The sequence below is a fragment of the Bdellovibrio sp. SBM16 genome (genome assembly GCF_056175625.1).
Window position 1 is genome coordinate 74145 of the sequence record NZ_JBJKJG010000015.1, and the last position, 26115, is coordinate 100259.

Annotated in this window: 27 protein-coding genes and 1 tRNA gene; 21 read left to right on the forward strand and 7 right to left on the reverse strand. The window is 43.5% G+C overall.

From position 1 onward, the window contains the following. Window positions 1-38: 38 nt before the first annotated feature. From AC04MM_RS14260 to AC04MM_RS14275, 4 genes are read left to right on the forward strand one after another with little or no spacing between them, the layout of a single operon-like run. Window positions 39-638, forward strand: coding sequence for a 5-formyltetrahydrofolate cyclo-ligase (locus AC04MM_RS14260; RefSeq protein ID WP_475381053.1), 600 nt, complete (start codon window positions 39-41; stop codon window positions 636-638). Then, window positions 629-2191 (forward strand): ribonuclease Y, encoded by a 1563-nt coding sequence (gene rny / locus AC04MM_RS14265; RefSeq protein ID WP_475381054.1) that lies wholly within the window; start codon window positions 629-631, stop codon window positions 2189-2191. The genes AC04MM_RS14260 and rny overlap by 10 nt, the downstream gene beginning before the upstream one ends. Before the next feature lie 3 nt (window positions 2192-2194). Continuing rightward, on the forward strand, window positions 2195-3415 hold the full coding sequence (gene tyrS, locus AC04MM_RS14270) for a tyrosine--tRNA ligase (protein ID WP_475381055.1): 1221 nt from the start codon (window positions 2195-2197) through the stop codon (window positions 3413-3415). Between the two features lie 3 nt (window positions 3416-3418). Then, complete coding sequence (locus tag AC04MM_RS14275) at window positions 3419-3817, forward strand: 2Fe-2S iron-sulfur cluster-binding protein (RefSeq protein ID WP_475381057.1); 399 nt, start codon at window positions 3419-3421, stop codon at window positions 3815-3817. On the opposite strand, the gene AC04MM_RS14280 is transcribed toward AC04MM_RS14275, so the two are convergent. Next, the gene (locus AC04MM_RS14280) at window positions 3814-4044 is read right to left on the reverse strand and encodes a CPXCG motif-containing cysteine-rich protein (protein WP_475381058.1); all 231 of its coding nucleotides are present in this window, start codon (window positions 4042-4044) and stop codon (window positions 3814-3816) included. The genes AC04MM_RS14275 and AC04MM_RS14280 overlap by 4 nt on opposite strands. A gap of 95 nt (window positions 4045-4139) precedes the next feature. Here AC04MM_RS14280 and AC04MM_RS14285 point away from each other — a divergent pair, with 95 nt between their 5' ends. Beyond that, window positions 4140-5486: a hypothetical protein gene (locus tag AC04MM_RS14285; protein ID WP_475381059.1), complete on the forward strand. Its 1347-nt coding sequence runs from the start codon at window positions 4140-4142 to the stop codon at window positions 5484-5486. 77 nt (window positions 5487-5563) lie between these two features. On the opposite strand, the gene AC04MM_RS14290 is transcribed toward AC04MM_RS14285, so the two are convergent. The 3 genes from AC04MM_RS14290 to AC04MM_RS14300 form a co-directional block, all read right to left on the reverse strand. Next, the gene (locus AC04MM_RS14290; protein ID WP_475381060.1) at window positions 5564-7381 is read right to left on the reverse strand and encodes a DEAD/DEAH box helicase; all 1818 of its coding nucleotides are present in this window, start codon (window positions 7379-7381) and stop codon (window positions 5564-5566) included. 232 nt (window positions 7382-7613) lie between these two features. Next, window positions 7614-7940, reverse strand: coding sequence for a HesB/IscA family protein (locus AC04MM_RS14295; RefSeq protein ID WP_475381061.1), 327 nt, complete (start codon window positions 7938-7940; stop codon window positions 7614-7616). Window positions 7941-8009: 69 nt separating this feature from the next. After that, entirely contained in the window at window positions 8010-8420 is a 411-nt protein-coding gene (locus AC04MM_RS14300) for an Ig-like domain-containing protein (RefSeq protein WP_475381062.1), read from the reverse strand. Between the two features lie 92 nt (window positions 8421-8512). On the opposite strand from AC04MM_RS14300, the gene AC04MM_RS14305 reads away from it, so the two are divergent. The 5 genes from AC04MM_RS14305 (at window position 8513) to AC04MM_RS14325 (ending at window position 13228) form a co-directional block, all read left to right on the forward strand. Then, the gene (locus AC04MM_RS14305) at window positions 8513-10774 is read left to right on the forward strand and encodes a vitamin B12-dependent ribonucleotide reductase (RefSeq protein ID WP_475381063.1); all 2262 of its coding nucleotides are present in this window, start codon (window positions 8513-8515) and stop codon (window positions 10772-10774) included. A 140-nt stretch (window positions 10775-10914) separates the two neighbouring features. After that, a complete protein-coding gene (locus tag AC04MM_RS14310; RefSeq protein WP_475381064.1) occupies window positions 10915-11265 on the forward strand; it encodes a response regulator in 351 nt (116 codons plus the stop codon). Window positions 11266-11271: 6 nt separating this feature from the next. Then, complete coding sequence (locus tag AC04MM_RS14315; RefSeq protein ID WP_475381066.1) at window positions 11272-12108, forward strand: hypothetical protein; 837 nt, start codon at window positions 11272-11274, stop codon at window positions 12106-12108. Window positions 12109-12282: 174 nt separating this feature from the next. After that, window positions 12283-12513, forward strand: coding sequence for a hypothetical protein (locus AC04MM_RS14320; RefSeq protein WP_475381067.1), 231 nt, complete (start codon window positions 12283-12285; stop codon window positions 12511-12513). 175 nt (window positions 12514-12688) lie between these two features. Next, a complete protein-coding gene (locus tag AC04MM_RS14325) occupies window positions 12689-13228 on the forward strand; it encodes a hypothetical protein (protein ID WP_475381068.1) in 540 nt (179 codons plus the stop codon). An 86-nt stretch (window positions 13229-13314) separates the two neighbouring features. Here the strand turns inward: AC04MM_RS14325 and AC04MM_RS14330 are convergent, their stop codons facing one another. Then, window positions 13315-15558: a glutamine synthetase III family protein gene (locus AC04MM_RS14330; RefSeq protein ID WP_475381069.1), complete on the reverse strand. Its 2244-nt coding sequence runs from the start codon at window positions 15556-15558 to the stop codon at window positions 13315-13317. 270 nt (window positions 15559-15828) lie between these two features. Between AC04MM_RS14330 and AC04MM_RS14335 the strand changes: the two genes are divergently transcribed. Beyond that, window positions 15829-16503 (forward strand): PilZ domain-containing protein, encoded by a 675-nt coding sequence (locus AC04MM_RS14335; protein ID WP_475381070.1) that lies wholly within the window; start codon window positions 15829-15831, stop codon window positions 16501-16503. Window positions 16504-16513: 10 nt separating this feature from the next. On the opposite strand, the gene AC04MM_RS14340 is transcribed toward AC04MM_RS14335, so the two are convergent. Further along, the gene (locus AC04MM_RS14340; RefSeq protein ID WP_475381071.1) at window positions 16514-17653 is read right to left on the reverse strand and encodes a competence/damage-inducible protein A; all 1140 of its coding nucleotides are present in this window, start codon (window positions 17651-17653) and stop codon (window positions 16514-16516) included. A 127-nt stretch (window positions 17654-17780) separates the two neighbouring features. Here AC04MM_RS14340 and AC04MM_RS14345 point away from each other — a divergent pair, with 127 nt between their 5' ends. Beyond that, window positions 17781-18980, forward strand: a complete 1200-nt coding sequence (locus AC04MM_RS14345; RefSeq protein WP_475381072.1) for an acyl-CoA dehydrogenase family protein — start codon at window positions 17781-17783, stop codon at window positions 18978-18980. A gap of 13 nt (window positions 18981-18993) precedes the next feature. Beyond that, on the forward strand, window positions 18994-19704 hold the full coding sequence (locus tag AC04MM_RS14350; RefSeq protein WP_475381073.1) for a TrmH family RNA methyltransferase: 711 nt from the start codon (window positions 18994-18996) through the stop codon (window positions 19702-19704). 12 nt (window positions 19705-19716) lie between these two features. Here the strand turns inward: AC04MM_RS14350 and AC04MM_RS14355 are convergent, their stop codons facing one another. Further along, window positions 19717-21297, reverse strand: a complete 1581-nt coding sequence (locus AC04MM_RS14355; RefSeq protein ID WP_475381074.1) for a pseudouridine synthase — start codon at window positions 21295-21297, stop codon at window positions 19717-19719. 102 nt (window positions 21298-21399) lie between these two features. Between AC04MM_RS14355 and AC04MM_RS14360 the strand changes: the two genes are divergently transcribed. From AC04MM_RS14360 to AC04MM_RS14395, 8 genes are all read left to right on the forward strand, one after another. Then, window positions 21400-21981 carry a LemA family protein gene (locus tag AC04MM_RS14360; RefSeq protein ID WP_475381075.1) on the forward strand — a complete coding sequence of 194 codons (582 nt, stop codon included), beginning with the start codon at window positions 21400-21402 and terminating at the stop codon, window positions 21979-21981. Further along, entirely contained in the window at window positions 21981-22790 is an 810-nt protein-coding gene (locus AC04MM_RS14365) for a TPM domain-containing protein (protein ID WP_475381076.1), read from the forward strand. The genes AC04MM_RS14360 and AC04MM_RS14365 overlap by 1 nt, the downstream gene beginning before the upstream one ends. Next, entirely contained in the window at window positions 22790-23437 is a 648-nt protein-coding gene (locus tag AC04MM_RS14370; protein WP_475381077.1) for a hypothetical protein, read from the forward strand. Before AC04MM_RS14365 ends, AC04MM_RS14370 begins: the two co-directional genes overlap by 1 nt. A 205-nt stretch (window positions 23438-23642) precedes the next feature. Beyond that, window positions 23643-23718 (forward strand) — tRNA-Arg (locus AC04MM_RS14375). A gap of 154 nt (window positions 23719-23872) precedes the next feature. Then, complete coding sequence (locus AC04MM_RS14380; RefSeq protein WP_475381078.1) at window positions 23873-24397, forward strand: Hsp20/alpha crystallin family protein; 525 nt, start codon at window positions 23873-23875, stop codon at window positions 24395-24397. Window positions 24398-24858: 461 nt separating this feature from the next. Then, window positions 24859-25254, forward strand: a complete 396-nt coding sequence (locus AC04MM_RS14385) for a hypothetical protein (RefSeq protein ID WP_475381079.1) — start codon at window positions 24859-24861, stop codon at window positions 25252-25254. Next, window positions 25226-25648 (forward strand): hypothetical protein, encoded by a 423-nt coding sequence (locus AC04MM_RS14390; RefSeq protein ID WP_475381080.1) that lies wholly within the window; start codon window positions 25226-25228, stop codon window positions 25646-25648. Before AC04MM_RS14385 ends, AC04MM_RS14390 begins: the two co-directional genes overlap by 29 nt. A 36-nt stretch (window positions 25649-25684) precedes the next feature. Continuing rightward, window positions 25685-26107: a hypothetical protein gene (locus AC04MM_RS14395; RefSeq protein WP_475381081.1), complete on the forward strand. Its 423-nt coding sequence runs from the start codon at window positions 25685-25687 to the stop codon at window positions 26105-26107. Window positions 26108-26115: the final 8 nt, after the last annotated feature.

Consider the following 26115-nt stretch of genomic DNA (forward strand, 5'->3'; position numbering starts at 1 on the left):
TAAATTACATCGATACTTTAACGTTTTGAGGTTTTAAAATGTCGCAACCGACGAAATCTTTAAAAAAAGATTTACGAACTGCTGTTATCGCCGAGACGCTTTCACGCAGTGAAGGTGAGCGTTGGCTTGCGTCTGAAAAAATCCAAAAGCATCTGTCACAGTTTTCACAAAATCAATCCGGCTACTGGGGCGCTTTTAAACCGCTGCACTCAGAGCCGCAGGTAAACTTCAATCAATTGAATCCGGCAATTAAATGCTGCTATCCAAAAGTTAACGGCGATGACCTGGAATTTTATGCCGATGTTAAACAGTGGCACAAATCGGCGCTGCAGGTTGAAGAACCTCTGGATGGTCAGAAAGTGCCGCTTTCTGATATGGCCGGTATATTTGTGCCGGCTCTGGCTTTTCATGCCGACGGCCACCGCCTTGGCAGGGGCCGTGGTTTTTATGACCGCACGTTAACCGACTTTGTCGGCTTAAAAGTCGGCGTTTGTTATCACTTTAATATTTTAAAATCCGTACCGACTGAAAGTCATGATGTGGGTATGGATTATATCATTACCGATGAGAAAATTATTCAACCTCACGGGGGTAGGACCCCTCAGGGAAATACAGGAGATCAAAGATCATGGAACTAGTCATTGCCGCCGTCGCAGGATTAATTATTGGCGCATTCGTAGTTTTTGCAGCAATTCGCATGCATGAAAACAGCACCAAAAAAACAGCCCAGAGCGAAGCTGATAAAATTATCAACAAAGCAAAATCTGAAGCTTCAAAAATCAAAAAAGATTCTGAAACTAAGGCCAAAGATTTTGAAACTAAAGCGCGTAAAAATGTTGAAACCGAAATCAACAAACAAAAAGCGCAGTTAAAAAACAAAGAGTCGCAGTTAGAGCGCCGTTTAAAAGAAATTGAAGACCAGCATAAACACAGAAACGAAGAAAACGTCAAATTCGAGCAGTCGTTAAAAGACCGTCAGGAAAGAATTCATATTTCAGAAGCCCGCTTACGTGAGTTAGAAAAAAACACGCAGGATCAGATCCAGTTCGTACAAAAGAAATTAGAAAACGTTGCCGGTATGTCACAAGAGCAGGCTAAGCGTGAACTGTTTCAGGTCTTAGAGGAGTCAGCGAAAAAAGAAGCGGCTGCCAAAATTGCAGAAATCGAAGAGCAGGCAATGAAAGAGTCGGAGCGTAAAACCAGAAATATCATTGCACGTGCGTTAGCCCGTTTTGCTTCTGAATACACATCTGAGAGAACAGTTACAGTTATGCAACTGACTTCTGATGAGATGAAAGGTAAAATCATCGGCCGTGAAGGCCGTAATATCAGAACACTTGAGGCGATGTGCGGAGTGGATTTAATCGTAGATGACACGCCGGAAACAATCGTGATCTCAGGTTTTGATCCGGTTCGCCGTGAATTGGCCCGCCGAACAATTGATAAATTAATGGAAGATGGCCGTGTCCATCCGGCGCGTATCGAAGAGGTTGTTGAAAAACAAAAATCTGAGCTACAGAAATCAATGAAAGAAGAAGGCGATAAAGTCATTACTGAGCTTGGATTAGCCGGTATGCACGGTGAACTTGTGAAGTATGTTGGCGCGTTGAAGTACCGTAACTTGCACGCTCAGAATGCTTTAAACCATTCATTAGAAGTTGCTCATATCTCAGGACTTCTGGCGGCAGAACTTGGTTACAATGTAAAAATGGCTAAACGTGCCGGCGTATTACACGGTATCGGACTTGCTGCAGATCATTCAATGGAAGGCAGCTACGCTCAGGTCGGCGCAGAGATTGCGAAAAAACTTGGCGAAAATGAAGAAGTTTGCCATGCGATTGCCTCACACAATGAAGATAAACATCAATCAGTGTTAGCGTGGATCGTGCACGCAGCAAATATTTTATCAAATGCCCGCCCAGGGGCCCGCCGTCCGCAAATGGATAGCTTTATCAACCGTCTAAAAGAGTTAGAATCTATTTCAAATTCTTTTGATGGCGTTATTAAATCGGTGGCGTTACAAGCGGGTCGTGAAGTGCGCGTGTTAGTTGAAAGTTCACGTGTAACGGATGACCAATCAGTGATGTTAGCCCGTGATATTATCAAAAAAATCGAGCGCGAGATGCCGCATGCCGGTGGTGTAAAAGTGACTGTAGTACGTGAGTCACGCGCAGTTGAGATTGCGAGATAGTTAATGTCGTTCTTAGACCCTAAGGAGCAGTTAGAGTTAATCAAGTTTGGCACGGTTGATTTTATTTCTGAAGCTGATTTTTTAAAGAAACTTAAAAAAAGCAAAGAAACCAACAAGCCGTTGCGAATTAAGTTAGGGGCTGATCCGAACCGTCCGGATATTCATTTAGGTCATACGGTGGTCATCAACAAACTTAAGATCTTGCAGGATCTTGGCCACCATATTCAGTTTTTAATCGGGGATTTTACAGCGTTAATCGGTGATCCTACCGGTAAGAACACCACACGCCCTATTTTGTCGCGTGAAGAGATCGAGGAAAATGCCAAGTCGTACGCGACGCAGATTTTTAAAATCTTAGATCCAGATAAAACCGAAATCGTTTACAACTCAGCGTGGTTGTTAAAATTAACGTCGATTGATTTCATTAAGCTTGCCGCCCAGTGTACGGTCGCGCAGATGATCGAGCGCGATGATTTTACCAAGCGCTATAAAGCCGGTACACCGATTTCATTACACGAGTTTATGTATCCGCTTTGCCAGGGCTATGACTCTGTGGCGATGAAAACCGATTTAGAACTGGGCGGAACCGACCAGAAGTTTAATTTACTTATGGGACGCACGCTGCAGGGATCATACAATCAGGAACCGCAATGTATTTTAACGATGCCGATTTTGGAGGGCTTAGACGGTGTAAATAAAATGTCTAAGTCGTTAGATAATTATATCGGAGTGAATGAGTCGCCGAAAGACATGTTCGGTAAAACGATGCGTGTATCTGATGATCTGATGTTTAGATATTACGAGTTATTAACTGATCTGCGTCCAAACGAAGTTGCACAGTTAAAAGCCGATGTCGAATCGAAGAAAAAACATCCGCGCGAAGTCAAAGTGAACTTAGCTAAGTTTTTAGTGGCGCGCTTTCACTCGCAGGCAGCAGCACAGGCCGCTGAAGATGAATTTAACCGAATTTTCGTCGAAAAAGGATTACCTGATCAGATCGACGATTTTAAAATCAAAGCCCAGAATATCGGTTTAGTGCAGTTAATGACTTTAACTGGAATGACTGCGTCTAACGGTGAAGCCGCACGCTTAGTGGCCGGTGGCGGTGTCAGCATTGATCAGGAAAAAGTATCTGATTCAAAATTAAAACTGGATCTTAAAGCCGGGGAGTCATTTGTACTTCGCGCCGGTAAGAAAAAATTTATAAAGATCGTGGTGGAGTAGACTATGCGTATTAAGTTTTTACCTTCGGGTACAGAAATTCCAGTCGATCCGTCAAAAAGCCTGTTGCAGTTGGCAACAGAGAACGGCGTAAAAATTAAATCTGTTTGCGGTGGGGTGGCTTCATGCTCTGAATGCCGCATTAAAGTTATTGAGGGGTCTCACTGCATACCTGAACCGTCTAAAGCAGAGCTGAATCTGATCGGCACTTCGTATTACTTAGATGGCCGCCGCCTGGCCTGTCAGATGCGCTGTTTTGGTTCGATCACGGTAGATTTAACTGAGCAGTTAAATAAGGCCGACACGCAAAAGAAGATCAAGGGTATGAAGATCAAAGATCAAAAAGAAATTCATGCAAAACAAGACACAATGATCTTAAGCGAATCTAAAGATAAAAAAGGTTAGCCGTAGGCTTTATCAATAGTAAAATTTTTGATTTTACCGTTAACGGCTTCGTATGTTAATTGGATCGGGTTGCAGCAAACTTCACAATCTTCGATATAAGTTTGCGAACCTTCTTCGGATACATCCAATAACATCGAGATTTTTTCCAGGCAGTACGGGCACTTAAAGAATTTTTCAACTTCCATTTCTGTATCATATCGAGACACCCGGATATCGGGAAGTGACATTCGACGTCTAAAAGCTGGAATCTAAACGTTTTTTTGTCTTGAGCTGCGATTTACGAGCTTTAGGATGGTCGATAGATTGCTCTAAATAGCTGTCTATGGGCAAAATAATCTTATTTTCATTAGTTTTATGTACCTGCGTTTTGTTCGGCTTTACCGACCAGGCTATGGCGCAAGGCATGTGTGTAGACATGTTTAAGCAAGATCAGTCGGCACTGGTTATCGAGCGCATGACCCAGATCGAAAATAGCGAGTACACGGCAGAGTTTAGAAAATTCGACCTAAAAGTGCGTAACTTAGAAAAACGTATCCGTAAATACGCTGAACTTACCGGCTCTGAAACCAATCGTTCACTGGTTGAAGCTGAAACCTATGCCGCAAAAATTAAAGATCAGGTGCGTTTAGGTTTAACAACCAAAGTGGTCGAAAAAATCGGACCGTTATTCAAACGCTACGAAGTAGATATTCGGCTTTCGCAACGTCTTAAGACTGAAATCGACTATTTAAATTTACAACTGACCAATGAAGCTTCGCCGGTCCGCAAAAGCGAAATCGAAAAACTAATCCGTGGCAAACAAGCCGAAAGAAACGTCTTAGATAAACACATCGGCCAGAACTACTACCGTTATGTCACTTTAAAAGAAGCCTTAAACCACATGGCAAACTCTAAAATCACCGTCGTTTCTGAGCGCGCTAATACGGTGCTGGCCGAGTTAGAAGCCTTGGCCACCAACCATGCCGCCACTTACAAATTGCAGTTTAAAAAATTCAGTGTTGAGGATGTAAAGCGCTATGTGCAGTCAAATATTAAAAGCCAACACGCTTTATTAAAAAAAGCGGCCATTGATGAGTTTTTCCTGATGTTACGTTTAATGACGTTCTCTGGCCCGATTGTTAACGGCATTAAATCTGTGCTTTATAAAATCCCGGAGAAAATCGTGATGGGTCCATTTATTGTGCCGGCAAGAAAAGTAATTACCGAGGCTTTTAGCGTTGGCTACAACAAGCATTTACGCAGCACTTATCTGGAAGATATCGAAATGATTATCGAGGCAAAATCGCCGCATGAGCAGTACGAGTTACTGCGCTCGTTGAATGTTAAATCAGAGCGCCCGAATGAATTATTAGAGTTATTTTCGCGTGTTACTGAAAACACGGAAGAGTGGGAAGCTATTAAATCGGTAGCTTCAACCAAAGCTTCTGAAAACGTGCACTACCAGAAATTTTATGAGCGCATTTTGGAAGCCGATAAAGCGGCATTAGAAAAAGATGCGTTTCCATTATACTATCAGGAATCAGGTGCCAACCAGTTTGGTAAAATAGTTTTAGGTACTTATGTTGGCGGCTATATGGGGCATAAATATTTGCAGGCTAACCCTGAACTTACACAGTCATTCCTTGATGGGTTAAACACTTTTACCACAGCTATTCACGGTTTGTTTTAATTTTAAAAACTAACTTATAAAAATAAAAAGGGAGAGTTAAAAAACTCTCCCTTTTTATTTTAATTGCGAATTAAAAACTAATCGCGGGCGCGTGATCTTTCAGAAGGACGGCCACTTGGACGGCCACCACGGAAACCACCGCGAGATCCGCCGCCAGAAGCCGCACGGCCTTCGCTGCTACGACCGCCGCGGAAACCACGCTCAGGACGATCACCGCGTTCAGCGCGCTCACCACGGTCATCACGACCGCGGAATCCCCAGGCACGGCCTTCGCCGCTACCGCGTTCAGCACGCTCACCACCGCGATCATCACGATCACGAGAAAAACCGCGTCCGCCGCCACCACGGCCACCGCGGAAACCGCGATCGCCACCAAAACTACGGCGCTCGTTGCGGCCTTCGCCACCACGGTCGTCATAGTTGCCTTCAGATCGGCGGCCTGTTGATTCACCACGCTCACGTAATTCTAATGAACGAGGTTGTTTCATGCGCAGCTCTTCGCCTTGACCGAAATAGTTTAAAGCTTTTGCTAACCATTGTTTAGTTTCATCAGATAAATCAGTAAAACCCTCTAATTGGCCAATCGCTTTTTCAAACTTAGCTAAATCAGTCTCACGCATTTTTGTAGCCGCGATCTGTTTTAACCAGTTTAATTTTTGGTTGATTTGAACTTCTTCAACTAAAGGAATTTTTAAACCTTTGAATTTGAAATTTAAAGCGCGCTCAAAACGCACAAGTTTGCCAGATTCTTTTGGTTTAACCATTGTCCATACGGTACCGGCTTTACCGGCACGGGCTGTACGGCCGATACGGTGAGTGTAGGTTTCAACATCCCAAGGGATTTCAAAGTTCACCACGTGAGTTAAATCCTGGATATCTAAACCGCGGGCTGCAACGTCAGTCGCAACTAAGATTTTTGTACGTTTAGATTTCATGCGCTCGATCGTGCGCGTACGGTCTGCCTGAACTTTATCGCCGTGTAATGAATCAACATCTAAACCAAGACCACGTAGTTTAATTTCTAAATCAGCCACTTGTTTTTTAGTTGTCGCGAAAATGATGCCGTAGAAATCTTGCGTGTTTTTGATTAATAAAGATAAAGCATCTTCTTTGTCTTCTTCAAAAATCACGCAGGCAAATGATTCAACATTTGTTTTTTCAGTGTGCGTATTTAACGTCACTTCTTCTGCATCTTTTAGATATTTGTTTGATAATGATTTGATTTGTTTCGACATTGTTGCCGAGAATAACCAAGTACGTAATTCAGTTTTTGCCGAAGCTTTCCAGATAGTCTCTAGTGCTTCTTCGAAACCGAAAGATAACATTTCATCAGCTTCATCTAAGACTAAGTATTTTACATCTTCTAAATCAACGATGTCTTGTTCCATTAAATCCACTAAGCGGCCCGGAGTTGATACTAAAATCTCTGGATTTGCTTTGATTGATTTAATTTGGCGATCGTAAGATTCACCACCGACAACGGTTGTTACTTTTAGTTTTTTGAACTCACCGAAGCTACGTAAGTTGCCAGCAACTTGCTGAGCTAATTCACGTGTCGGGCAAAGTACTAACGCTTGTAAGCCAGCGCCAGCTTCTAAACGCTCAACGATCGGAAGACCGAACGCTGCCGTTTTACCGGTACCGGTTTTAGCTAGTGCTACGATATCGGTTTCGTTTTCTAACAAAAGCGGGATACAGGCTTTTTGCACCGGCGTCGCTTTTGTAAATTTAAGTTTTTCTAGAGCCTTTTGAACTTCAGCAGATAAGGCAAATCCCAGGAAATCGTTTGCTTCGATTTCGTTACCTTCGGTGCTGTCTTGTTCAATAATGGGCTCGATATTTTTCTTCGATGCGTCTACATCAGTAGGCGGCATCACATTTTCTGTGTTGTTCACAATTTTCCTTCTTGCGTGCCTAATACGTTAGGTATGGCACGACTTTTTGCACATTTGCTCAATGCATATCTGCTGTTTATTGAGGGCACACAGTCGCACCAAATTGCTTAAGTGTAAAGCAATGCGTAGCTCAAAACGATTTTAAGCCGCTTTGGTGTAATAGTTATATGATATCTGCGTCCGGCAGATTTTATATATTTGGACGCGTAAGAAGAAGGGGGTTAGGCTGTCTTTATACGTTGAAGCTAGAACCACAGCCACAATTCTTCGTGGCGTTTGGGTTATTGAAAACAAAGCCTTTTCCGTTTAGTCCGCCAGAGAATTCCAGCGTCATCCCAATTAAATACAGAAGACTTTGACCATCAACAATGAGTTTTTGTCCGTTTGATTCAAAGACTTGGTCGCCCTCTTTGGCCTCAGAGCTGAAGTCCATTTTATATGATAAACCAGAGCAACCACCTTTTTTTACTTCTACTCGTAAAGGTGTTTCCTCGGGCTTGCCTTCCTCTTTTTTAAGGGCGGCTAATTTGACTGCAGCGGATTCTGAAATTTGAATCATGGGCCCACTATACCCCAAGATAGGGAGTTTGGCTAGGACCCATAATCGATTTAAATAGAATATATAGGATTAGAAGTGTCTAACGGCTTCACCCCAAACACGAATCTGTACTGAATCTTGTTTGAACTGAAGAACGAAATCACCGGAATCATGACCCTCGAACGCCGGCCAATAAGCGATCTCGAACTGGCAGCGTTGTTGTGGCAGCAATGTGCCCATGCAGTTGTGGTAGGCTCTAAAGTCAAAACTTCCCCACATATTAGCACTTACGTAATCAAGAGGCTCGGTGCCGGTGTTAGTTACCGTGTAACGGACCACGCTGCGGGTGTTAACGAAAACACGGCCAAACCAGTGTGAACCGTAATCCATCGGTTGTACTGACTCAGTCGTCGTAACCGGAGTTACCTCGATGGCAACGCCGGCCTGTGCAGTTGCGTTTACGCAGAAAGCTGCTAATAGCGATAAAATAACTTTTGTCATTGGAAAATCCCTTTCACAATAGTGGTTGATGACTAAATTGCATCAACTTTTTTTGTCTTTGTCCAACAAAGATACTGTGCTTCAATAAAATCATGGCTAAATCACGACCGTTCTTTCAGCCGTATTTCACGGCCAACCGTAAATCACCGTATTTTAAAGCGAAAAGCTTTGAGGCTGTGATCAAAGATCAGCAAAACCGTATCTATTTTGAAAAACACGGTGTGGCAGCGCCAGAGCACTGGTCGCAGACGGCGGTTGATATCGCAGCCAGTAAGTACTTCCGCAAAACCGAAAAACGTGAAAACTCCATATTCGCCCTGGTTAACCGCATCGCTGCGGGGCTAAAGACCGCAACCCAGAATGCCAAACTTTTTACTTCGGCAAAAGAAACTGAAAGTTTTCTAAATGAAGTGAAGTTCCATTTACTTAATCAATCGGCCGCGTTTAACTCTCCGGTGTGGTTTAACTGCGGGTTGTATGAGTCTTATAAGGTGACATCGAACAGTCATCATTTTGCCTGGGATTATAAAAAGAAAAAAGTCACCGAAATAAATGATGCCTTTAAACGTCCGCAGTGTTCGGCATGTTTTATTCAGTCGGTTGATGATTCGTTAGAATCGATTTTTGATCTGGTCAAAACCGAAGCGAAGCTTTTTAAATACGGTTCCGGTTCGGGAACCAATTTTTCAGCCTTGCGCAGTAAATATGAAAGTTTAAATTCAGGGGGTACAAGTTCCGGCTTAATTTCTTTCTTAGAAATTCTGGATAAATCAGCGGGGGCGATTAAATCCGGAGGCACGACCCGCAGGGCCGCTAAAATGGTCTGTGTGGATATGGATCATCCTGAAATTTCAGAATTCATTGCCTGGAAAATGAAAGAAGAAAAAAAAGCGCACGCTTTAATCGCGCAAGGGTACTCGGCTGAACTTGACGGTGAGTCGTACCACACGGTATCGGGGCAGAACGCTAATAACTCGGTCCGCATTTCTAATAAGTTTATGCATGTTTTAGAAAAAAACGGGCAGTGGTCTCTCAAGTCACGCTTAAACGGGCGCACGGTTTCGGAAGTATCTGCTGATCGGTTATGGCAGCAGTTGTGTAAGGCGGCCTGGCACTGTGCTGATCCGGGGGTGCAGTTTAGTGATACCATTAATAAATATCACACCTGTAAAGAAACAGCCCCGATCAATGCAAGCAATCCTTGCTCTGAGTATATGTTTCTTGATGATTCGGCCTGCAACCTAGCTTCATTAAATCTGGTCAAATTTTTTGATCAGGCCAAACCCGGCGATGAAAAATTTAAGGTGCATGAGTTTCTGATTGCGGTAAAAACTTTTATTTTGGCGCAGGAATTTCTGGTTGATTATGCCAGCTATCCAACGGCAAAGATTGCGCAGAACTCGCATGATTATCGTCCGCTCGGACTTGGGTATGCCAACCTGGGCAGTCTATTGATGCAAATGGGCTTGGCCTATGACAGTGACCACGCCCGGGCTTTTGCCGGTGCAATTACTGCAATGATGACCGGTATGGCCTATTACACCAGTAGCGAAATGGCTGCAAAATTAAAACCTTTTACAGGCTTTAAGAAAAATAAAAAATCGATGCTGTCAGTTATGAAACTGCATCAAAAATCGCTAAAAAATATCCGCTGGGAACTTTTGCCTGCGGCTTATCGTGAAATCTGTTACGAACTCTGGGCTGATGTACTGACGATGGGTGAAAAACACGGCTTTAGAAACGCACAAGTTACCGTTATCGCCCCGACAGGAACGATCGGACTGGTGATGGATTGTGATACCACCGGAATTGAGCCGGACTTTTCGTTAATTAAATATAAAAAGTTATCGGGCGGAGGGCAGCTTAAAATCGTCAACCAATCGGTAAAGATAGCACTGGATAATCTGGGTTATTCAAGCACTGATCGTGATAAAATTTTATTTCAGATCGAAACCGGCGAAGACTTTATGAGTAACGGAATTTTGCAGGAACAGCACAGAAAGATTTTTGCAACTGCCGCTGGAACTACCCAGAACGCAAATGATGTTCTTTCTCCTGATGCGCATATCCTGATGATGGCTGCTGTGCAGCCGTTTATTTCCGGAGCCATTTCTAAGACCGTAAATCTTCCGCATTCGGCCAGTGAAGCCGATATTGCCGATGTCTATCACAAAGCCTGGCGCTTAAATTTAAAAGCTGTAGCCGTATACCGAGACGGAAGCAAGTTTGTGCAACCGTTAAACCGCAGTAAGCCAGAGCTTCCGGCCTGCACCGAGTGCGGAAGTCCGACGATTCTTGAGTCGGGTTGTTTTCGTTGTGTTAATTGCGGCACGACCACTGCCTGTTCGAGTTAATGGGGCAAATGTCGTTAAAATGCAGTTAAAAATGCCCCGTATTCACTGTAAAAATAGGTAAACTATAAGACAACAGCTAGGAAATCCCTAGGGGTTATGCTAGTTTTCAGGCTATGTCGAGGCCGTCTGCTATTCTTGTTATGGATGATGATATTGATTTACTGGAAGTGCTTCAGGAAACCCTTCATTCATTGTGTAATATCGAACATGTCATCACCGCCACATCTTTAGAAGGGGTGATGCAGCAGCAGGAAAAAATTCTCAATTGTAAACTCGCGATCTTGGATGTGAATCTGGGTGCTGAGCGCCCCTCTGGTGTGACCGTGGCGCAGTGGCTGCGTGATCATGGCTTTCAAGGTAAAATCGTTTTTCTGACCGGACATGCGGTCTCTGATCCCGAAGTTTTAGCGGCGACAAAAATGCCAGATACAAAAGTCGTGGCAAAACCGATCGGCTTGTCGCAGCTGTTAAGTTTTGTTGAGGGAATCTAAGTTGCGATGATTAAACGTATTTCTGAAACACATATGGAAGCTTACCGCACTTTAGTTTTTGCTACGGTGGCTTCATTTATTGTTCAGACAATTTTTATTTTTATCGATGGCTCGACCATCGGGCCGTTTATGGTGTGGTTAAACGCAAGTCATGTGCTGTTATCGCTAACGATCGGGATATGGCTGTTTGTTTTTCGAAACAACCTTCCTTCGATCAAAGCACTTGAGGCTGCATTTTTAGTTTTATCGGCGCCGTTTATTTTGACCACGTGGTTTGGTGAATTACTGGCTTTGCAGCAGGGGCTGGTCCGTCAACCGCTGGTGCCGTTTCAGTTTCTATGTATTTATATTGCTGTGCTGTCGCCAGGAAGAGTCTGGATTGCGGCCTGTGAAATCATCGTCACCCTCATGTTTGCTGTCGGTTTTTGGTTGTTTTTAAAATCGCAGTTTGTTTTAGAGGGGGTAACGGGTGAGCCCTGGGCTACGTTAACCTTCGGTTTGATTTCGTTGATGCTTCTGGGCGCGCGTGCATACCGTAAACGCTTAATCCAGAGCCTGGAAAAAAGCCGTGCTGAGGCCAAAGCTTTTGAGCGGGCGGGTCGTTTATTTTTAGCCGTGCGTGACCGTGCGAATTCGCCGCTACAGGTGATTAACCTGTGTGCCACATTGATCGAATCACGTAACCCGGAAGAGGTTGTGACCGTTGAGCGTTTGCGCCGCTCGCTGATTAAACTTCAGGAGCTCACCGAAATTCTGTCCGAAACCGATAAGTGGCGCGAAACCTATGAAGCGGGCGGCGATATTTCCAAAGAGATCGATAAAACCTTCAGCAAGCTGGTTTAAATTAAAGACTGCGCGAGTGGACTTTTATGCCACGCAAATATTTTTATCCGGGGATTATTGCCCCCGGATTTTCACAGCATTTATCCGCGGAGAAATAGGTAAGTTTTAATAAGTGGCGTTCATATTGCTAATGAATACTCGAATCATACTGTAATACCGAAAAACGAGGACAACATGCCCCACACACAGTCAAACAAAAGTCAGGTCACACGTCGCAGTCATATGAATAAAACCGATATGGAAAGATCGACGCCGACGAGCCGCCCACGTGACGACTTGAGGACTGCATACGGCGGGGATGAAAACCAAGGTCCGTCTGGTGATCATAAAGCCAAATCCGCAAATAGCGGGCGAACCAAAGGCCGAAGACTTCGCTCAAGTTCTGGAAAAACGCCGGTCCGTTAGACCCAGAATGGAACCTCGCACTTAAGCGCAAATATAACCGAGTCCGAAATGGAACCGGTGAGATAAATTCTTCCTTGTTCGGAATTTGACCTCAAAAAAAATTGCCTGAAAGCCATCGGTTCCCTTAAAAGAAAACCATCAATTTATATTTATTTACTGATTTTATGGAGTAGACATGAAACAAATTTTAACGATCATCTTGGTTTTAACAATGGCACAAGTCGCAAAGGCGCAAACTTGGGAATACATGCCGGAAAATCTTTCGTTAGTTGAGCAGAATCTGAATAAAGATCTATACACTCATAAAAACGTTTTCGTTAATTTTTCGATTTCTAAAAACCGTCAGGTAGCTCATTTACAGATTTTAAATAATATCTGCCCTAAGGTAGAAGGCGGCTTTTCTTGTATGGCTATGCCGTCTTTAGTGCTGAACGCGAAATACAGCCTAAAACACATTGAGACAGATTCTTGCGGTATTCAAACGTTTGTATCAAACAATGTTGAAGTGGGTAGCCGCTTTATGCGAAACCTACGTCGCTTTGCACAGGTTCGTATCAGAGATTTCTCGCAGTCAATTTGTGAAATGGTTTACCCATCAGACGTGCAGGTGGATTTAAAAGACACAACTTTAGATTCTGAACTGAATAAAGTTGAAATTCACTATTCGACAATGTCATTTAATTATTTAAAAGAAAGTGGTCCTGTAGCTCAGTAGTTGTTGTCTGATATACAGATATCCCCCAAAAGGAAAGAGGCGATCATTTGATCGCCTCTTTTTTTGTGCGGGTACTTACGGCCTGTTTACGCCAGTGTATTTGCTAATAACATTTCGCGGTACTTAGGTAGCGGCCAAAGTTCATCAGCAACGATGAGCTCGGCCTGGTCACAGGCAGCGCGTAGTTTAAAGCTCTGTGGCTGCAGAGTCTCGACGATATCACGCATACGTTTTTCTTCGTCAGTTGATTTTTTCGATTTTTCAATCATGCCTTTGAATTTTTCCAGCTCTAAAAGCACGTTGCCTAAAACTGTATCCAGGGTATTTAAGCGTGTCTCATGTAGCTTTGCAGTTGCTTTAGAAGGAATGGCCGCATGCGCCTGCGCTAATGCCGCAAATTGTTTTTCAATCGCCGGTACAACGTAAGTTTCGGTCAATTCGATTAAAGCTAAATGTTCGATATCTAAAGTTTTAACATAACGCTCAACCGCGATGTGGTAGCGAGAACCGATCTCTTCCTGAGTTAAAACATTGGTATCAACTAAGAACTGGGTTTTCTTTTTGTCTTTAAACATCTCTAAAGCTGACGGTGTGGTGTTTAAGATCGGAAGACCACGCTTTTTGGCTTCAGCTTTCCACTCATCTGAGTAACCGTTGCCGCTGAAACGGATGTGTTTGGTTTCTTTAACGATCTGGCGAACTAACTCCATAACGGCTTCGTCACGTTTTTTCTTTTTAAGCAGTTCTTTTAAACGGGCAGAGCACTCTTTAAAGGCGTTGGCCACCGCTGCATTTAGGATCGACATCGGAACCGCAACATTTTGTGTAGAGCCAACCGCACGGAATTCAAATTTGTTGCCGGTGAAAGCAAATGGTGAAGTGCGGTTGCGGTCAGTGTAGTCTTTAGAAACGTTAGGGATTTTATTTACACCTAAATCGATGATCGATTGCTCAGTGGCTTTTAAAGTTTTACCGGCGTCAATGGTATTTAAAATTTCTTCCAGTAAGCTTCCTAAGAACACGGAAATGATTGCCGGTGGCGCTTCGTTAGCCCCTAAGCGGTGATCATTGCCAGGTGAAGCGATGGCTGCACGTAAAACCGCAGCGTTGTCATACACGGCTTTTAAAGTAACAGCTAAACATGCCAAGAATCGTAAGTTTTGATGAGGCGTATTGCCGGGCTCAAGTAAATTTTCGCCTTTGTCATTAGCCATAGACCAGTTGTTGTGTTTACCTGATCCGTTAACGCCGGCAAATGGCTTTTCGTGCAATAAACACACTAAACCGTGCTTAAGTGCGGTACGTTTTAAAACTTCCATGGTCAATAAGTTGTGATCTGAGGCGATGTTCATATCTTCAAAGATCGGTGCAAGCTCAAACTGGCTTGGAGCAACTTCGTTATGGCGGGTTTTAATCGGCACGCCTAGTTTGTATAATTCAAATTCAACTTCTTGCATGAATTGAGTAATGCGGGAAGGAATGGCTCCGAAGTAGTGATCTTCTAATTGCTGGCCACGGGCTGCAGAAGAACCGATTAAAGTTCTGCCAGTCATGATCAGGTCTGGGCGAAGTGCTACGAAGTTTTTATCAACTAAGAAGTACTCTTGTTCAGCACCTAAAGTTGTAGAGATTTTTTTAACATCAACATCGCCTAACAATTTTAAAAATTCGCAACCGGCAGAAGAAATGGCCTCAGTAGAGCGTAACAGTGGAGTTTTGTTATCTAAAGCCTGACCATGATAGCCGAAGAATACGGTAGGTATGCAAAGTGTTTTACCGTTGCCTTCTTCGATAATGAATAACGGCGATGAAGGGTCCCAGGCTGTGTAACCGCGCGCTTCGAAAGTAGAACGCATTCCGCCAGAAGGAAATGACGAGGCATCTGGTTCACCCTGGATCAGTTGTCCGCCGGTGAATCTTTCAATTACACGTAGTTCTGAGTGGTTAGAATGTTGAATCGTGATAAATGCGTCATGCTTTTCGGCAGTTGATCCGGTCATCGGTTGGAACCAGTGACAGTAATGTGTAACGCCTTTAGTGATCGCCCATTCTTTAATGGCAGAAGCGATTGACTCAGCAGTTTCTTTAGGAAGTTTTTTTCCCTGATCTAATGTTTTAATTAAATTATTGTAAGCGTCTTTAGGAAGTTTCTCGCGCATCTGCGCCAGACCGAAAGTCATGCAGCCAAAGTATTCAGATATCGGAGATTCTTTGCCGAACTGATCTTTGATTTTTACGATTGAATTTGTTCTTGTTTCGATGGCGCTTTTAAAAGCGTTTAGACGTGCAGTTGCAGCAGTAGATGCTGCAGACTCATTATGAGCTTGCATAACTGTTCCTTCGCGTATCATGAGATACGACTTCCTTCAGTCTCTAAGAATTTGTTATTGTCGAATCTGGGATTCGACTTCACTCTTAGAAAGTTAATGTTAAGGGAGAGCTTGTAGAATTAAACAACTTTACAAACTTTCCACGAACACTAGGCTAACGTGGCCGGGCGGATTTCGCAAGCGCAGCTTGGTAAATTGTTTTCGGATTAATTCATTGCTTCATAGAGCATTTTGCCTAAAACTGGTTATACGAGGTTTAAGAGGTTTAAGATGTCGAATAACCAGTTTAAAAAGGTCACCCGCCAGGAAGTCGAGCGGATTATGGCCCACGGGCTTTTTCAAAGGGGGCAGCTCAGTCTTAATTTTGCCGATTTACAAAAGGTCATCAAGATCAAGCTGGCGACGATCCCCGAAGATCGGTTTAAACGGATTTATATTCTTCCCCAGGAAGTTGAAGAGCTTAAAGATAAGCTGTGTGCGTTCAGCTATAAAATCGGGACTCAGATGTACTTTTTTAAATCGCGGATCAGATTTAATAACCGCGGTTTTTTTGTGGAATCGCCGATTGATCAGACTTTCGAGCTGGCCCGCCGTAAACATATTCGTTTTGAATCAAACCCCAAATACCCGGTGTACTGCTCGGTGGTGGTCTCCGGCGATGGCAAGGCCAAGGTTACCGGTAAATTAATGAATATCTCTTTGGCTGGCGCCAGTCTGCAGTTGGGTGATGATGCTACGCTATTTAAGAAAAATCATGTCGTGCACACCTTGATTAAACCTGAACACAGCGCGGGTTTTTCGGTGCAGGGGACGGTTCGTTATATCAAGAAAAAAACGGGAAAGCCCACCGAAGTGGGGCTTGAATTTAGTCAGTTAGATAACGTGCAAACCAATCGCATTGTAAGAATTTGCGAAGATTTGTCATTCTACGTTTTTGCCAGGTAATTTGCGGCCTTTATTTGATTTGTTTAACAAATGTGATCAAAGCCATTTCGGCAAAGTACTGTTTGCGGCGTTCGATCATCAGCGGTGATGTCGATGGCGCCGTCAGCTCTACGGTAAAGCCCTGGCCATTTAGATTACCCATCACGACTGCGCGTTCCAGATTATCGTCCTGCGGAAAAAGGGCGATAAAGTTTTCTTCATGCGAGAAAAAGTCAGTGTCTAAAGGCTGAAGTGATTCTTTCCACACCCAGTTTTTATATTTTTTTAATTCATTTGCCAGACGGTAGTGTAAAAAACCACCGCTCACGAAATCATAAAAACCGAATTCAGTGTTTGCAGTTAATTTGCTAAAAGCCTGGGTGATGTCGGTAAAGTTTTTTAATGCCGTAATCGAAGCTAAGGCATTATCAATTTTTTCGACGATCGCTTTAGCGAAGTTTTCCTGTGATTTGTAGTAAGAAAATTTAACTTCCACATACGGGTGGTGTACGCGGTAACCTAAATCAAATTTTAAATCCGGCCAACGCCCTTCAAGACATGGTTCAGTCCGTGACGCCACTTCTGATTCGGGTGTGCCCAGGGTATCCCAGGCTTTGGTGATTTTTTTATCGAACAGTTGGGTTTCGACAAATAACCATTTGGCGATCGATTCGTTCCAGATAGCTTCGATTTCTTTCGGCGGTCCCGGCAAAACAAAAACATCTTTGTTGCCAAAGCTTGTCTGGATTTCCATCTGAAAGCCGTTGGCCGTACCCAGAGAATTATTTAAAATTACCGCTCCTTCAGGAAAGTAGCACTGTTGTTTCTGAATTTCTTTAACTTCAAGATTACGGCTGGTCATGCGCACTTTAATTGACTGCCAGGATTTGTCGTCAAAATGCATCGGCTTTTTAGACCACTCGGAAATTAAATCGCGGGTAAAATCATCACTGGTCGGCCCAAGGCCTCCGGTTACAAAGATATAATCAGAATTTTGGGCGCAGTAGTCTAAAGCCTTCAGGATTAAGGCGCGGTCATCCGGCACCGTCAGTTGCAGCGAGGTTTCTAGTCCAAACGGGATTAATTTATCTGAAATCCAAGAAGCGTTCTTATTGGTGATTTGGCCGGTGGTTAATTCGGTGCCAACGCCTAAAATAGTGGCTTTTTTCATGCTCGAAATCCTTATTTTGGCCTTTATCAAGCCTTATACCTTTGCTACAGTCAACCCCGCTACGCGGAAAAGTAATACAGGAATGTAAAGCTAGACAGCGCCCGCCAAGCTTAAAAAGGAACACTTTATGAACACAGTAGATTTAAAAACTTTTGATTTAACTAATCCTACAGAAACCCACCAGATGTTGCGCGATACCTTAAAGTCTTTTGTTCAGGCTGAAGTTGAGCCGCAAGCCCACGACTTTGATAAAAAAGAATTATTCAATTTACCACTTTTCAGAAAATTAGGTGAGTTGGGATTATTAGGGCTTACTGTGCCCGAGCAGTACGGCGGATCAGGCCTAGATGCGACGGCGGTTGTTTTAGTGCATGAAGAATTATCAGCATCGGATCCGGGTTTTGCATTGGCTTACCTTGCCCATTCCTTACTTTGTGTAAACAACTTAGCGGTGAACGGTTCAGAAGTGCAAAAACAAAAATACCTACCTAAACTTTCTTCAGGTGAATTCGTAGGCGCGATGGCGATGTCTGAGCCGGATTACGGGACTGATGTTATGGGAATGCAGACCACGGCGGTTAAAAAAGGCGACAAGTATGTTTTAAACGGCCGCAAAATGTGGATCACCAATGGTGCTGTCGACGAGAACCGCACTCCCAGTGATGTCGTTTGGGTGTACGCAAAAACCGGTGAGAAAAACGGCCGCGCGCAGTTATCAACGTTCATCGTTGAAAAAGGCGACATGGGTTTTTATGTCGGACAAAAAATCCAGGACAAACTGGGCATGCGTGCCTCAAACACTGCTGAATTAGTTTTTGAAAACTGTGAAATCCCGGCTGATCGTTTAGTGGGTCACGAAGGTGATTCGATGTTGCATATGATGCGTAACCTTGAGCTTGAGCGTATTGGTTTAGCGGCGATGTCGTTAGGTATCGCGCGCCGTTCGATCGAGATTATGAACAAATATGCCAATGAGCGAAAATCTTTCGGTAAACCATTAAGCTTTTACGGCCAGATCCAAAAGTACATCGCTGACTCTTATGCTGAATACAAAGCCAGCAGCGCTTACGTGTACGATACAGCCCGTAAACATGATCTGCACAAAGAAGGTAACCGTTTAGATTCAGACGGCGTTAAACTAGTAGCTACAACAATGGCTAAAAACGTGGCTGACCGTGCGATCCAGGTCCTTGGTGGCTTTGGTTACGTCGGTGAGTATGTGGTTGAGCGTCTTTGGAGAGATTCTAAATTATTAGAAATCGGCGGCGGGACCTTAGAGGCCCACCAAAAAAATATCACACGTGATTTATCCCGCTTAGGTTTCTAGTTTAAGTTTACCTGTGGCGCCGACAAATCACTTTCCGTTAACAACACCGTTAGAATATAAACCGGGGCACTTTGCTTCGGTTGATACAATTATGGAAAAGATCTGGCCGCTACTTACGCCAGAGCGCCAGAGAAAAATCGAAAATGTAGTGGCTAAGCGCTGCTTTTCGATTCCGGTGGTCTTAGAAAGCATCTATGACCGCGGCAATATTTCGGCGGTGATGCGAACTGCCGAAGGCCTTGGTTTTTCCAACTTTCATATTATTGAAACGCAGGAAAAATTTAAAAACTCTCAGCGTGTTACCCAGGGTGCCGATAAGTGGGTCGAGACCAAAAAATGGAAGTCGACCACTGAAGCCATTAAATACTTTAAAGACAATAAAATCCGTTTATGTGTAACGTCGCTTGAGGCTGCAAAGCCGCTTCACGAAGTTGATTTTTCGACGCCGTTGGCGCTGGTCTTGGGCAATGAAAAAGACGGGGTCTCTAAAGAAATGTTAGAAGCTGCGGACGAGCGTGTGATCATCCCGATGCCGGGCTTTGTCCAAAGTTTTAACATCTCGGTGGCCGGCGCTTTAAGCCTGTACCAGATCTTTCAGACGCGATTACATCGACTTGGCAAAAATGAGGATGTAACGCCCGAGCAGATCTCGATTTTAAAGGCATCTTATGCGTTAAGAACCCTGGATTCAGCCGAAGACATTTTACGCCTTGCCGCTAAGTAGAAATACCAGCGGCTATTTTTTTTTGACGATTAGGCCTTTAAGTAAATTGTCATAGGCATCGGGAAACTCAAAATCCAGATCAGGTATCGGCAATTCTTCAAACTTAAACTGACCCTTTGGCAGCACTTTTTCAAATTGTTTTTGGATATCGTTTAAGCTCCACTTTTCAAAGTTGCAGGTAAAAAGAATTGTTCCTTTACCGTTTAAACAGGCCCACATTAATTTAGCAAGCTGCGGAAAATCCTTATCTAGCTTCCAGGTGGTGGTCTTGGTGCGGCCGAAAGATGGCGGGTCGCAGATGATGATATCCCATTTGCGGTTACGCTTGATCGAACCCTCTAAAAAGAGCAGTGAATCCTGCGCAAAAAATTCGTGCTTTTGGACATCCAGCTCATTGTGGGAAAAATTATCTTTTGACCAATCCAAAAAGGTGCGGCTGGCATCGACAGTGGTGATCTGCTTAGCGCCGCCAACACCGGCAGCCACCGAAAACAGAGATGTATACGAAAACAAGTTCAGGACATTTTTGTTCTTCGCGTGCTGCAGAACGTACTGACGGTTATCACGCTGGTCTAAAAATAAACCTGGTGAAAAACCCTGGTCGCGACGAAGTTCGGCGATAAGGTTATGTTCTTTGGCCGTCCATTTTTCGGGAGCGGTTGAATAATATAGATCTTTTTGCTCTTTGCCGCCGACGCCGGTTCCGCGGTTAATCATGTGGCGCACAACATAGTCGAGATTGTGTTTTTTGCAAAACTCTGAAAGCGAGGTCAGATCGCCTTCTGTTGGTGCATCTTTTTTGTACCAGTAAACCCAGATGATCGGGCCGTACAGATCGGCTCTGATTTCGACCTCCTGGTTGGTGCGGTGGTAAAGACGGTAAGTCTGGCCTTGTTGCACCGGCATTATACTGTTGAGGTCAGAGTATTCATTGGCAACAAATTCACCTAAAAGCTCAACTTTGTGTTCAAAACAATAAGGTAATGCAGCTTCAAATGAATGCGTTTTGCCAGCAAAAGAAAAACTGATCGCACCGGCATGCAGGGCTAGGCGAAACCAAGGGCTTCCGCCATGTTCGTGATCACCTAAGACCGGGATACCAAGTTTTTCAGCATGCAATCGGATCTGGTGCGGTTTGCCGGTGATCGGTTCGGCTTTCCATAAGTACAGATTTTCTGAAATTTTTTTGCTTAAGCTAAACTTGGTTTCAGAGTTGTCCTCTTTACCGGGAATATTGGTGAATTTTTTGTCGACCCTGTCGATATGTGATTTAACTGTTACCGGCTCGTCAGTGTTTTTAAGATTTTTATCGGTAAGAAAGAAATAGGTTTTCTTAACTTCGCGGCTTTCAAACTGCTGTGCCAAGGCTGCCGCCGCCGCTTTTGATTTGGCAAACACGATGAGTCCGCTGGTTTCTTTGTCAAGGCGGTGAACAACAAATAATTCTTGTTTAAGTTTGCCTGATAATACTTCAACTAACCCCAACTGGTTCTCATTCACTCTGTGGGTGCGAAAGCCAGATCTTTTGTTAAAGACGATGAAATCGGGCAGATCGGTATAACGTAGATTGTAGGGGCTGCCAGACTGTTGCATAGAGTTAAAGATTAGCTGTTTCCTTTATTTCGCGCAAGCAGCTTGATAGATTGGTTTTACTAAATCTTATGATTAGCCTTTTTATAAAGGGGAGAGAACACCATGAAAAAGATTTTATTATTAACATTAGCCTTAATGCTTACGGGTTGCGGATTACAAAGCATTCCACAGCAAAAAAATGAGGTTGATGCCTCATTAGCTGAAATCACAAATCAATACAAACGCCGTGCTGATTTAATTCCGAATTTAGTTAACGTAGTAAAAGGTTACGCTGGCCACGAAAAAGATACTTTACAAGGTGTCGTTGAAGCGCGTGCTAAAGCGACTTCGGTACAAATCGATCCTTCGAAAGTTTCTGCAGAAAAATTAGCAGAGTTTTCAAAAGCCCAGGGCGAACTATCGCAGGCACTAGGCCGCTTAATGGTGATCAGCGAAAATTACCCTAACTTAAAAGCGGATCAGAATTTCCGTGATTTACAGGCGCAGTTAGAAGGCACGGAGAATCGTATCACGGTAGCCCGTAACCGGTACATCGAGCAGATCAAAGGGTTTAATAACCTGGTCACGGTTCCGCCGACAAACATCACGAACATGATTATCTACCGTTATGAAAAAATGCCTCAGTGGGATGTTACCGAAGCTGAGAAAACAGCAAACGAAAAAGCACCTGAAGTTAAATTCTAGTGACCAGTACGTTTAAGTCTTTTCTTTTTATCCTGGGATTTTTCTGGCTCAACTTTGCGTTGGCTTTTGAAGTCCCGGCTTTGACTGGTCCGGTTGTCGATCAGGCGGGTATTCTTTCGCCAAACGAAAGTAATCAGATTGCATCGCACCTGCGTTCGATCAAAAGTCAGGGCGGGGCCCAGATTCAGGTTCTGATTATTCCATCACTTGAAGGCAAGGCTATCGAGCAGATTTCCATTAAAGTTTTTGACCAGTGGAAACTGGGGGATGAAAAAAAAGATGATGGGATCTTGTTTGTTGTGGCCACCAATGACCGTAAACTTCGCATCGAAGTTGGTCAGGGGTTAGAGGGTAATGTTCCTGATATCATCGCTAAACGTATTATCAGTGAAATTACCCGGCCGATATTTAAGGCCGGTAACTACTTTGCCGGTATCTTACTGACGACCGAAGCGATCAACCGTGCAGCAAGCACCCCTGATGGCCAGATTTTTGATGTCTATCAGTTCAAAGAACAGATTCTGCAAAACCCGGATGCCCTGTTAACAGCGCGCGACCGTAAAAACCTGGCCGGCCGCCAGGAACAACCGGCTTCAGGAAATAAAATTTCCAGCACCAAGATATTCTTAATTTTAGGTGTGCTCTGGTTAATCATATTTGTCTTTAGCCCGTCGACGGCGATCTGGATATTGTTAAATTTATTCAGCGGTGGCCGCGGTGGTGGCGGCGGAGGCTTTGGCGGCAGGGGCGGTGGCTGGTCTGGCGGTGGCGGTAGTTCATCGGGCGGCGGCGCTTCAGGAGATTGGTGATGGGAAGAATTAAAATTGATGCAGCAAAAATTGAAGCAGCCATTGCCGATTTTGAGCAGGCCGTGGATTTTGAACTGGTACCGGTTATTGCCAAAAGCTCGACACCGACTTTACATGTGCCATGGGTTATCAGTTCACTGTTAATGGTTTTGGTCTTTGTCGGTTTTGAAGCTTACTATGTGGCCAACTGGCTTGATTGGGAGGCGCAAACCATCATCCATTGGTTAGCCTCGTTGTTTGCTTTGACGTTGGTTGCGGGTTTTATCTTAGGTCGGTTTGACGGGGTTCGTCGTTGGCTTACGCCGAAGAAAAACCGTCATCAATTTGCGCAACTTGAAGCGGAACAGGTTTTTTTAAAAAAACGCCTTTTTGAAACCGAAGCGCACCGCGGATTGCTGTTATTTATCTCTTTAATGGAACACAGAATCGTGATCCTGCCGGATTTTCGCGCCAACTTTGAAGGGGCGCAGAAATTAAGTGAAGATGTGCTCAAAATTTTACAAGATGATTTTAAATCGGGAAGTTACGAACAAGGGCTTTTAGATGCGATTGCTTACTTAAAAAAGACCCTGGCTCCGCAATTTCCGAAACAGCAAAATGCCCACGGCAACCAGCTTCCCAATAAGCTGATCTGGTGGGACGAGTAAGTCTTATTTTTTTCTGACCATCATCAGGCCGTCGCCAACTGTTAATAGGCAGCTGGTCACCAATAGGCCATGCAAGACTCCTTTTGGCTAAATCAAAGTCATTTTAAGGGCATTAGGAAGTGCATTACAAGTTGATTTGAGTTTAGCTATCATTTACGATTTTTATGATAACGCCGTTAAAAGCGTTGTCATAAAGCACCAGAAGGCAGTCGTAGTTCAATGGATAGAATTCCCGGCTTCGAACCGGTAGGTTGCAGGTTCGAGTCCTGCCGACTGCACCATATTTTATTTCGTTCACATCTAAATATTTGAAAACGTTTAATTTTTTCGAGCCTGTTACGACGGGCTTGACGAAAGAAAAAGTCATCTCATTTTAAATTTGTAAATACCAATAACAAAACAAACATCTAACAATAAAACCATAGGAGGTACAAAATGAGAATGTTAAGCCCTTTATCAACAGACTGGACATGGCCACGTCGCAATTTGTCCCCACTGTTGCTGTCAGACGTTTACGAAGATTTTGATCGCATCGTCGATAGTTTTTTGAAGCCTACGCACGCAAACTCGGTCAACTTTCTTCCGAGCTGCGATATTAGTGAGTCCAACGACCACTTTTTGGTAAGCTTTGATATGCCCGGCATGAAAAAAGAAGATATCAAAATTGAGGTGTTGGCAAATCAACTTATCATTGCCGGTGAACGCCAGCGCGAAATGAAAGCAAATCAAGCCGAGAATTCACTGCGCAACGAGAGAGTCTACGGAAAATTTGAGCGTACATTTACACTTCCAGCGAGCATCGATGCAGACAAAATTGAAGCGCAATATGAAAATGGAGTTTTGAACATCGCCCTCCCTAAAGCTGAAACAGCTAAAGGACGGACAATTGAAGTTCAATCAGGTCAGGGAAGTATTTTCAGTAAGCTTCTAGGATCAAAGAAAGAAAGCTTAAAAAATTAATAGACGCACATTAAGCTTGGTAAGCCAATGTGCTGTCAAAAGCGGGACTGGGATTCCCGCTCTTATCGAGGGAGGCTGGTTCGGTTGATCAGCCTCCCGATCTATTGTGTTTTGCTTCCAATTATAAGTATTTAAAACTATTAACTTTTTACGGACAGTCCGGATTTTTTAAAAAAACGTAATTCCGACCACTTGACATTTTTTTCATAAAAAACAAAATAAAAATAAGAAAGCATAATAGAGGCTTAAACGGCTTTAGCTCTTTATTTAAATCGTATGAAGGAAACGTCTTAAGGAGGTATAAAGTGAGAATTCTATCTGGAGTGCCACCGATAAATCTAATCGGTCGCTAAATCTAAAATAATTTTAAAAATTAAATATTTTTGTGAGCCATTTTGAGTTCAAAATTTTTTTGAATTTCTATTTGGCGTGCAACTTATCCATTTGGAGGGATTATTGTTATGAGCAATCTGAATCCTGAGCTGATGTATGAATTTCACGCAAAGGAGCTGTCGCAGGTAGATGCTTTAAAGCAGTACGCAGATCATATCGTTAAAGAAATAAAATCAACGACGGGGTGGGATACCGATATTCACATCACCATAGAGCCTACGGTGAAAGATAAACAGCTGTTCTGCGTTTCGATGAATGTTTTTGGAATCGGCCAGCCAATAGTCGTTAAAAAAGACGGTAAAAACGTTATGGCTGTCTTAAAAAAAGTGCGCCGAGCGGTATTGCGCCAGATTCATCGAACCAACGGTAAAAAAATTTGTCTAAGACGAAAACAAATTCTGAGAGATAAACGATTAGCAAATGAAAGGGGGAACTATGAATACAACTGGTGCGAAAATTTTTGATCAGAATGATGTCAATGGCGAAAATGTCCTGAAGCCGGTAACTTTGACCGGCACGGTAGTTCCTTGGAAGGAGGAAGTTCAACACGGCCAATTTTCGGATCATAAACTTTTAGCTGCAAATGGCAGGGAGTACTTTTTTGTTTCAGATAATTATTGGAAAAATGTCTTAGCCTGCCATGTCGGGGATGAGGTCAAGGTTAAAGGATTACTCAATCCAGACAGTGGCATAATAGTTCCCCAGCTGATTTATCCGAAAGGCCCATTTATTCAGAATGAACGTCCGATCGATGATGCTGCTTTGGCTATTACGAAAATTGCAAGAAGGATTGGAAAGCATTTCAACGAATTAGTCATTGTACCGGCTGGTTTATTGGTCATGCTTATGGCCCTATAAAGATTGTATTAGTTTATTAAACGAGAGGAGGATAAAATGTATAGTCAGCAAAACCATGAGACGTTTTACGATGTGTTTCAACGGTCCCTGAACAATAAGGCGAATTCGCGTCCTCCGAAGATCGAGCTAACGGGATTGTTGATTCCTTGTCATAAAAGCTCTGAAGGATACCTTTATCGGTATAAACTTGAAACCGACAGCAAAGAGTATTTTCTTTCTATGAGTCATAGTCTTGCTGAGATCGCAAAAAAGGTCGAATGGGAAGAAGTCACCGTGAAAGGCTACCTGGATCTGGAAGCCAATGTGTTGGAAACAGAAAAAATCAGCCTTTCTGCGGTCAATGATTCAAATCGGTTTATGCAATTTATCCGCGATCCCTACTTTGAAATTGAAAGCTTTAAGACGGCTATTAAAAAATGTGGAAAACTTGAACCGGAATTAGACGATTTAGCGTCTTAGGAGGTTTG

What these genes read in the sequence shown, in the direction of transcription:
- AC04MM_RS14260 (WP_475381053.1), top strand. Translation starts at nt 39, where the DNA reads ATGTCGCAACCGACGAAATCTTTAAAAAAAGATTTACGAACTGCTGTT.
- rny (WP_475381054.1), top strand. Translation starts at nt 629, where the DNA reads ATGGAACTAGTCATTGCCGCCGTCGCAGGATTAATTATTGGCGCATTC.
- tyrS (WP_475381055.1), top strand. Translation starts at nt 2,195, where the DNA reads ATGTCGTTCTTAGACCCTAAGGAGCAGTTAGAGTTAATCAAGTTTGGC.
- AC04MM_RS14275 (WP_475381057.1), top strand. Translation starts at nt 3,419, where the DNA reads ATGCGTATTAAGTTTTTACCTTCGGGTACAGAAATTCCAGTCGATCCG.
- AC04MM_RS14280 (WP_475381058.1), bottom strand. Translation starts at nt 4,044, where the DNA reads ATGTCACTTCCCGATATCCGGGTGTCTCGATATGATACAGAAATGGAA.
- AC04MM_RS14285 (WP_475381059.1), top strand. Translation starts at nt 4,140, where the DNA reads ATGGGCAAAATAATCTTATTTTCATTAGTTTTATGTACCTGCGTTTTG.
- AC04MM_RS14295 (WP_475381061.1), bottom strand. Translation starts at nt 7,940, where the DNA reads ATGATTCAAATTTCAGAATCCGCTGCAGTCAAATTAGCCGCCCTTAAA.
- AC04MM_RS14300 (WP_475381062.1), bottom strand. Translation starts at nt 8,420, where the DNA reads ATGACAAAAGTTATTTTATCGCTATTAGCAGCTTTCTGCGTAAACGCA.
- AC04MM_RS14305 (WP_475381063.1), top strand. Translation starts at nt 8,513, where the DNA reads ATGGCTAAATCACGACCGTTCTTTCAGCCGTATTTCACGGCCAACCGT.
- AC04MM_RS14310 (WP_475381064.1), top strand. Translation starts at nt 10,915, where the DNA reads ATGGATGATGATATTGATTTACTGGAAGTGCTTCAGGAAACCCTTCAT.
- AC04MM_RS14315 (WP_475381066.1), top strand. Translation starts at nt 11,272, where the DNA reads ATGATTAAACGTATTTCTGAAACACATATGGAAGCTTACCGCACTTTA.
- AC04MM_RS14320 (WP_475381067.1), top strand. Translation starts at nt 12,283, where the DNA reads ATGCCCCACACACAGTCAAACAAAAGTCAGGTCACACGTCGCAGTCAT.
- AC04MM_RS14325 (WP_475381068.1), top strand. Translation starts at nt 12,689, where the DNA reads ATGAAACAAATTTTAACGATCATCTTGGTTTTAACAATGGCACAAGTC.
- AC04MM_RS14330 (WP_475381069.1), bottom strand. Translation starts at nt 15,558, where the DNA reads ATGCAAGCTCATAATGAGTCTGCAGCATCTACTGCTGCAACTGCACGT.
- AC04MM_RS14335 (WP_475381070.1), top strand. Translation starts at nt 15,829, where the DNA reads ATGTCGAATAACCAGTTTAAAAAGGTCACCCGCCAGGAAGTCGAGCGG.
- AC04MM_RS14340 (WP_475381071.1), bottom strand. Translation starts at nt 17,653, where the DNA reads ATGAAAAAAGCCACTATTTTAGGCGTTGGCACCGAATTAACCACCGGC.
- AC04MM_RS14345 (WP_475381072.1), top strand. Translation starts at nt 17,781, where the DNA reads ATGAACACAGTAGATTTAAAAACTTTTGATTTAACTAATCCTACAGAA.
- AC04MM_RS14355 (WP_475381074.1), bottom strand. Translation starts at nt 21,297, where the DNA reads ATGCAACAGTCTGGCAGCCCCTACAATCTACGTTATACCGATCTGCCC.
- AC04MM_RS14360 (WP_475381075.1), top strand. Translation starts at nt 21,400, where the DNA reads ATGAAAAAGATTTTATTATTAACATTAGCCTTAATGCTTACGGGTTGC.
- AC04MM_RS14370 (WP_475381077.1), top strand. Translation starts at nt 22,790, where the DNA reads ATGGGAAGAATTAAAATTGATGCAGCAAAAATTGAAGCAGCCATTGCC.
- AC04MM_RS14380 (WP_475381078.1), top strand. Translation starts at nt 23,873, where the DNA reads ATGAGAATGTTAAGCCCTTTATCAACAGACTGGACATGGCCACGTCGC.
- AC04MM_RS14385 (WP_475381079.1), top strand. Translation starts at nt 24,859, where the DNA reads ATGAGCAATCTGAATCCTGAGCTGATGTATGAATTTCACGCAAAGGAG.
- AC04MM_RS14390 (WP_475381080.1), top strand. Translation starts at nt 25,226, where the DNA reads ATGAATACAACTGGTGCGAAAATTTTTGATCAGAATGATGTCAATGGC.
- AC04MM_RS14395 (WP_475381081.1), top strand. Translation starts at nt 25,685, where the DNA reads ATGTATAGTCAGCAAAACCATGAGACGTTTTACGATGTGTTTCAACGG.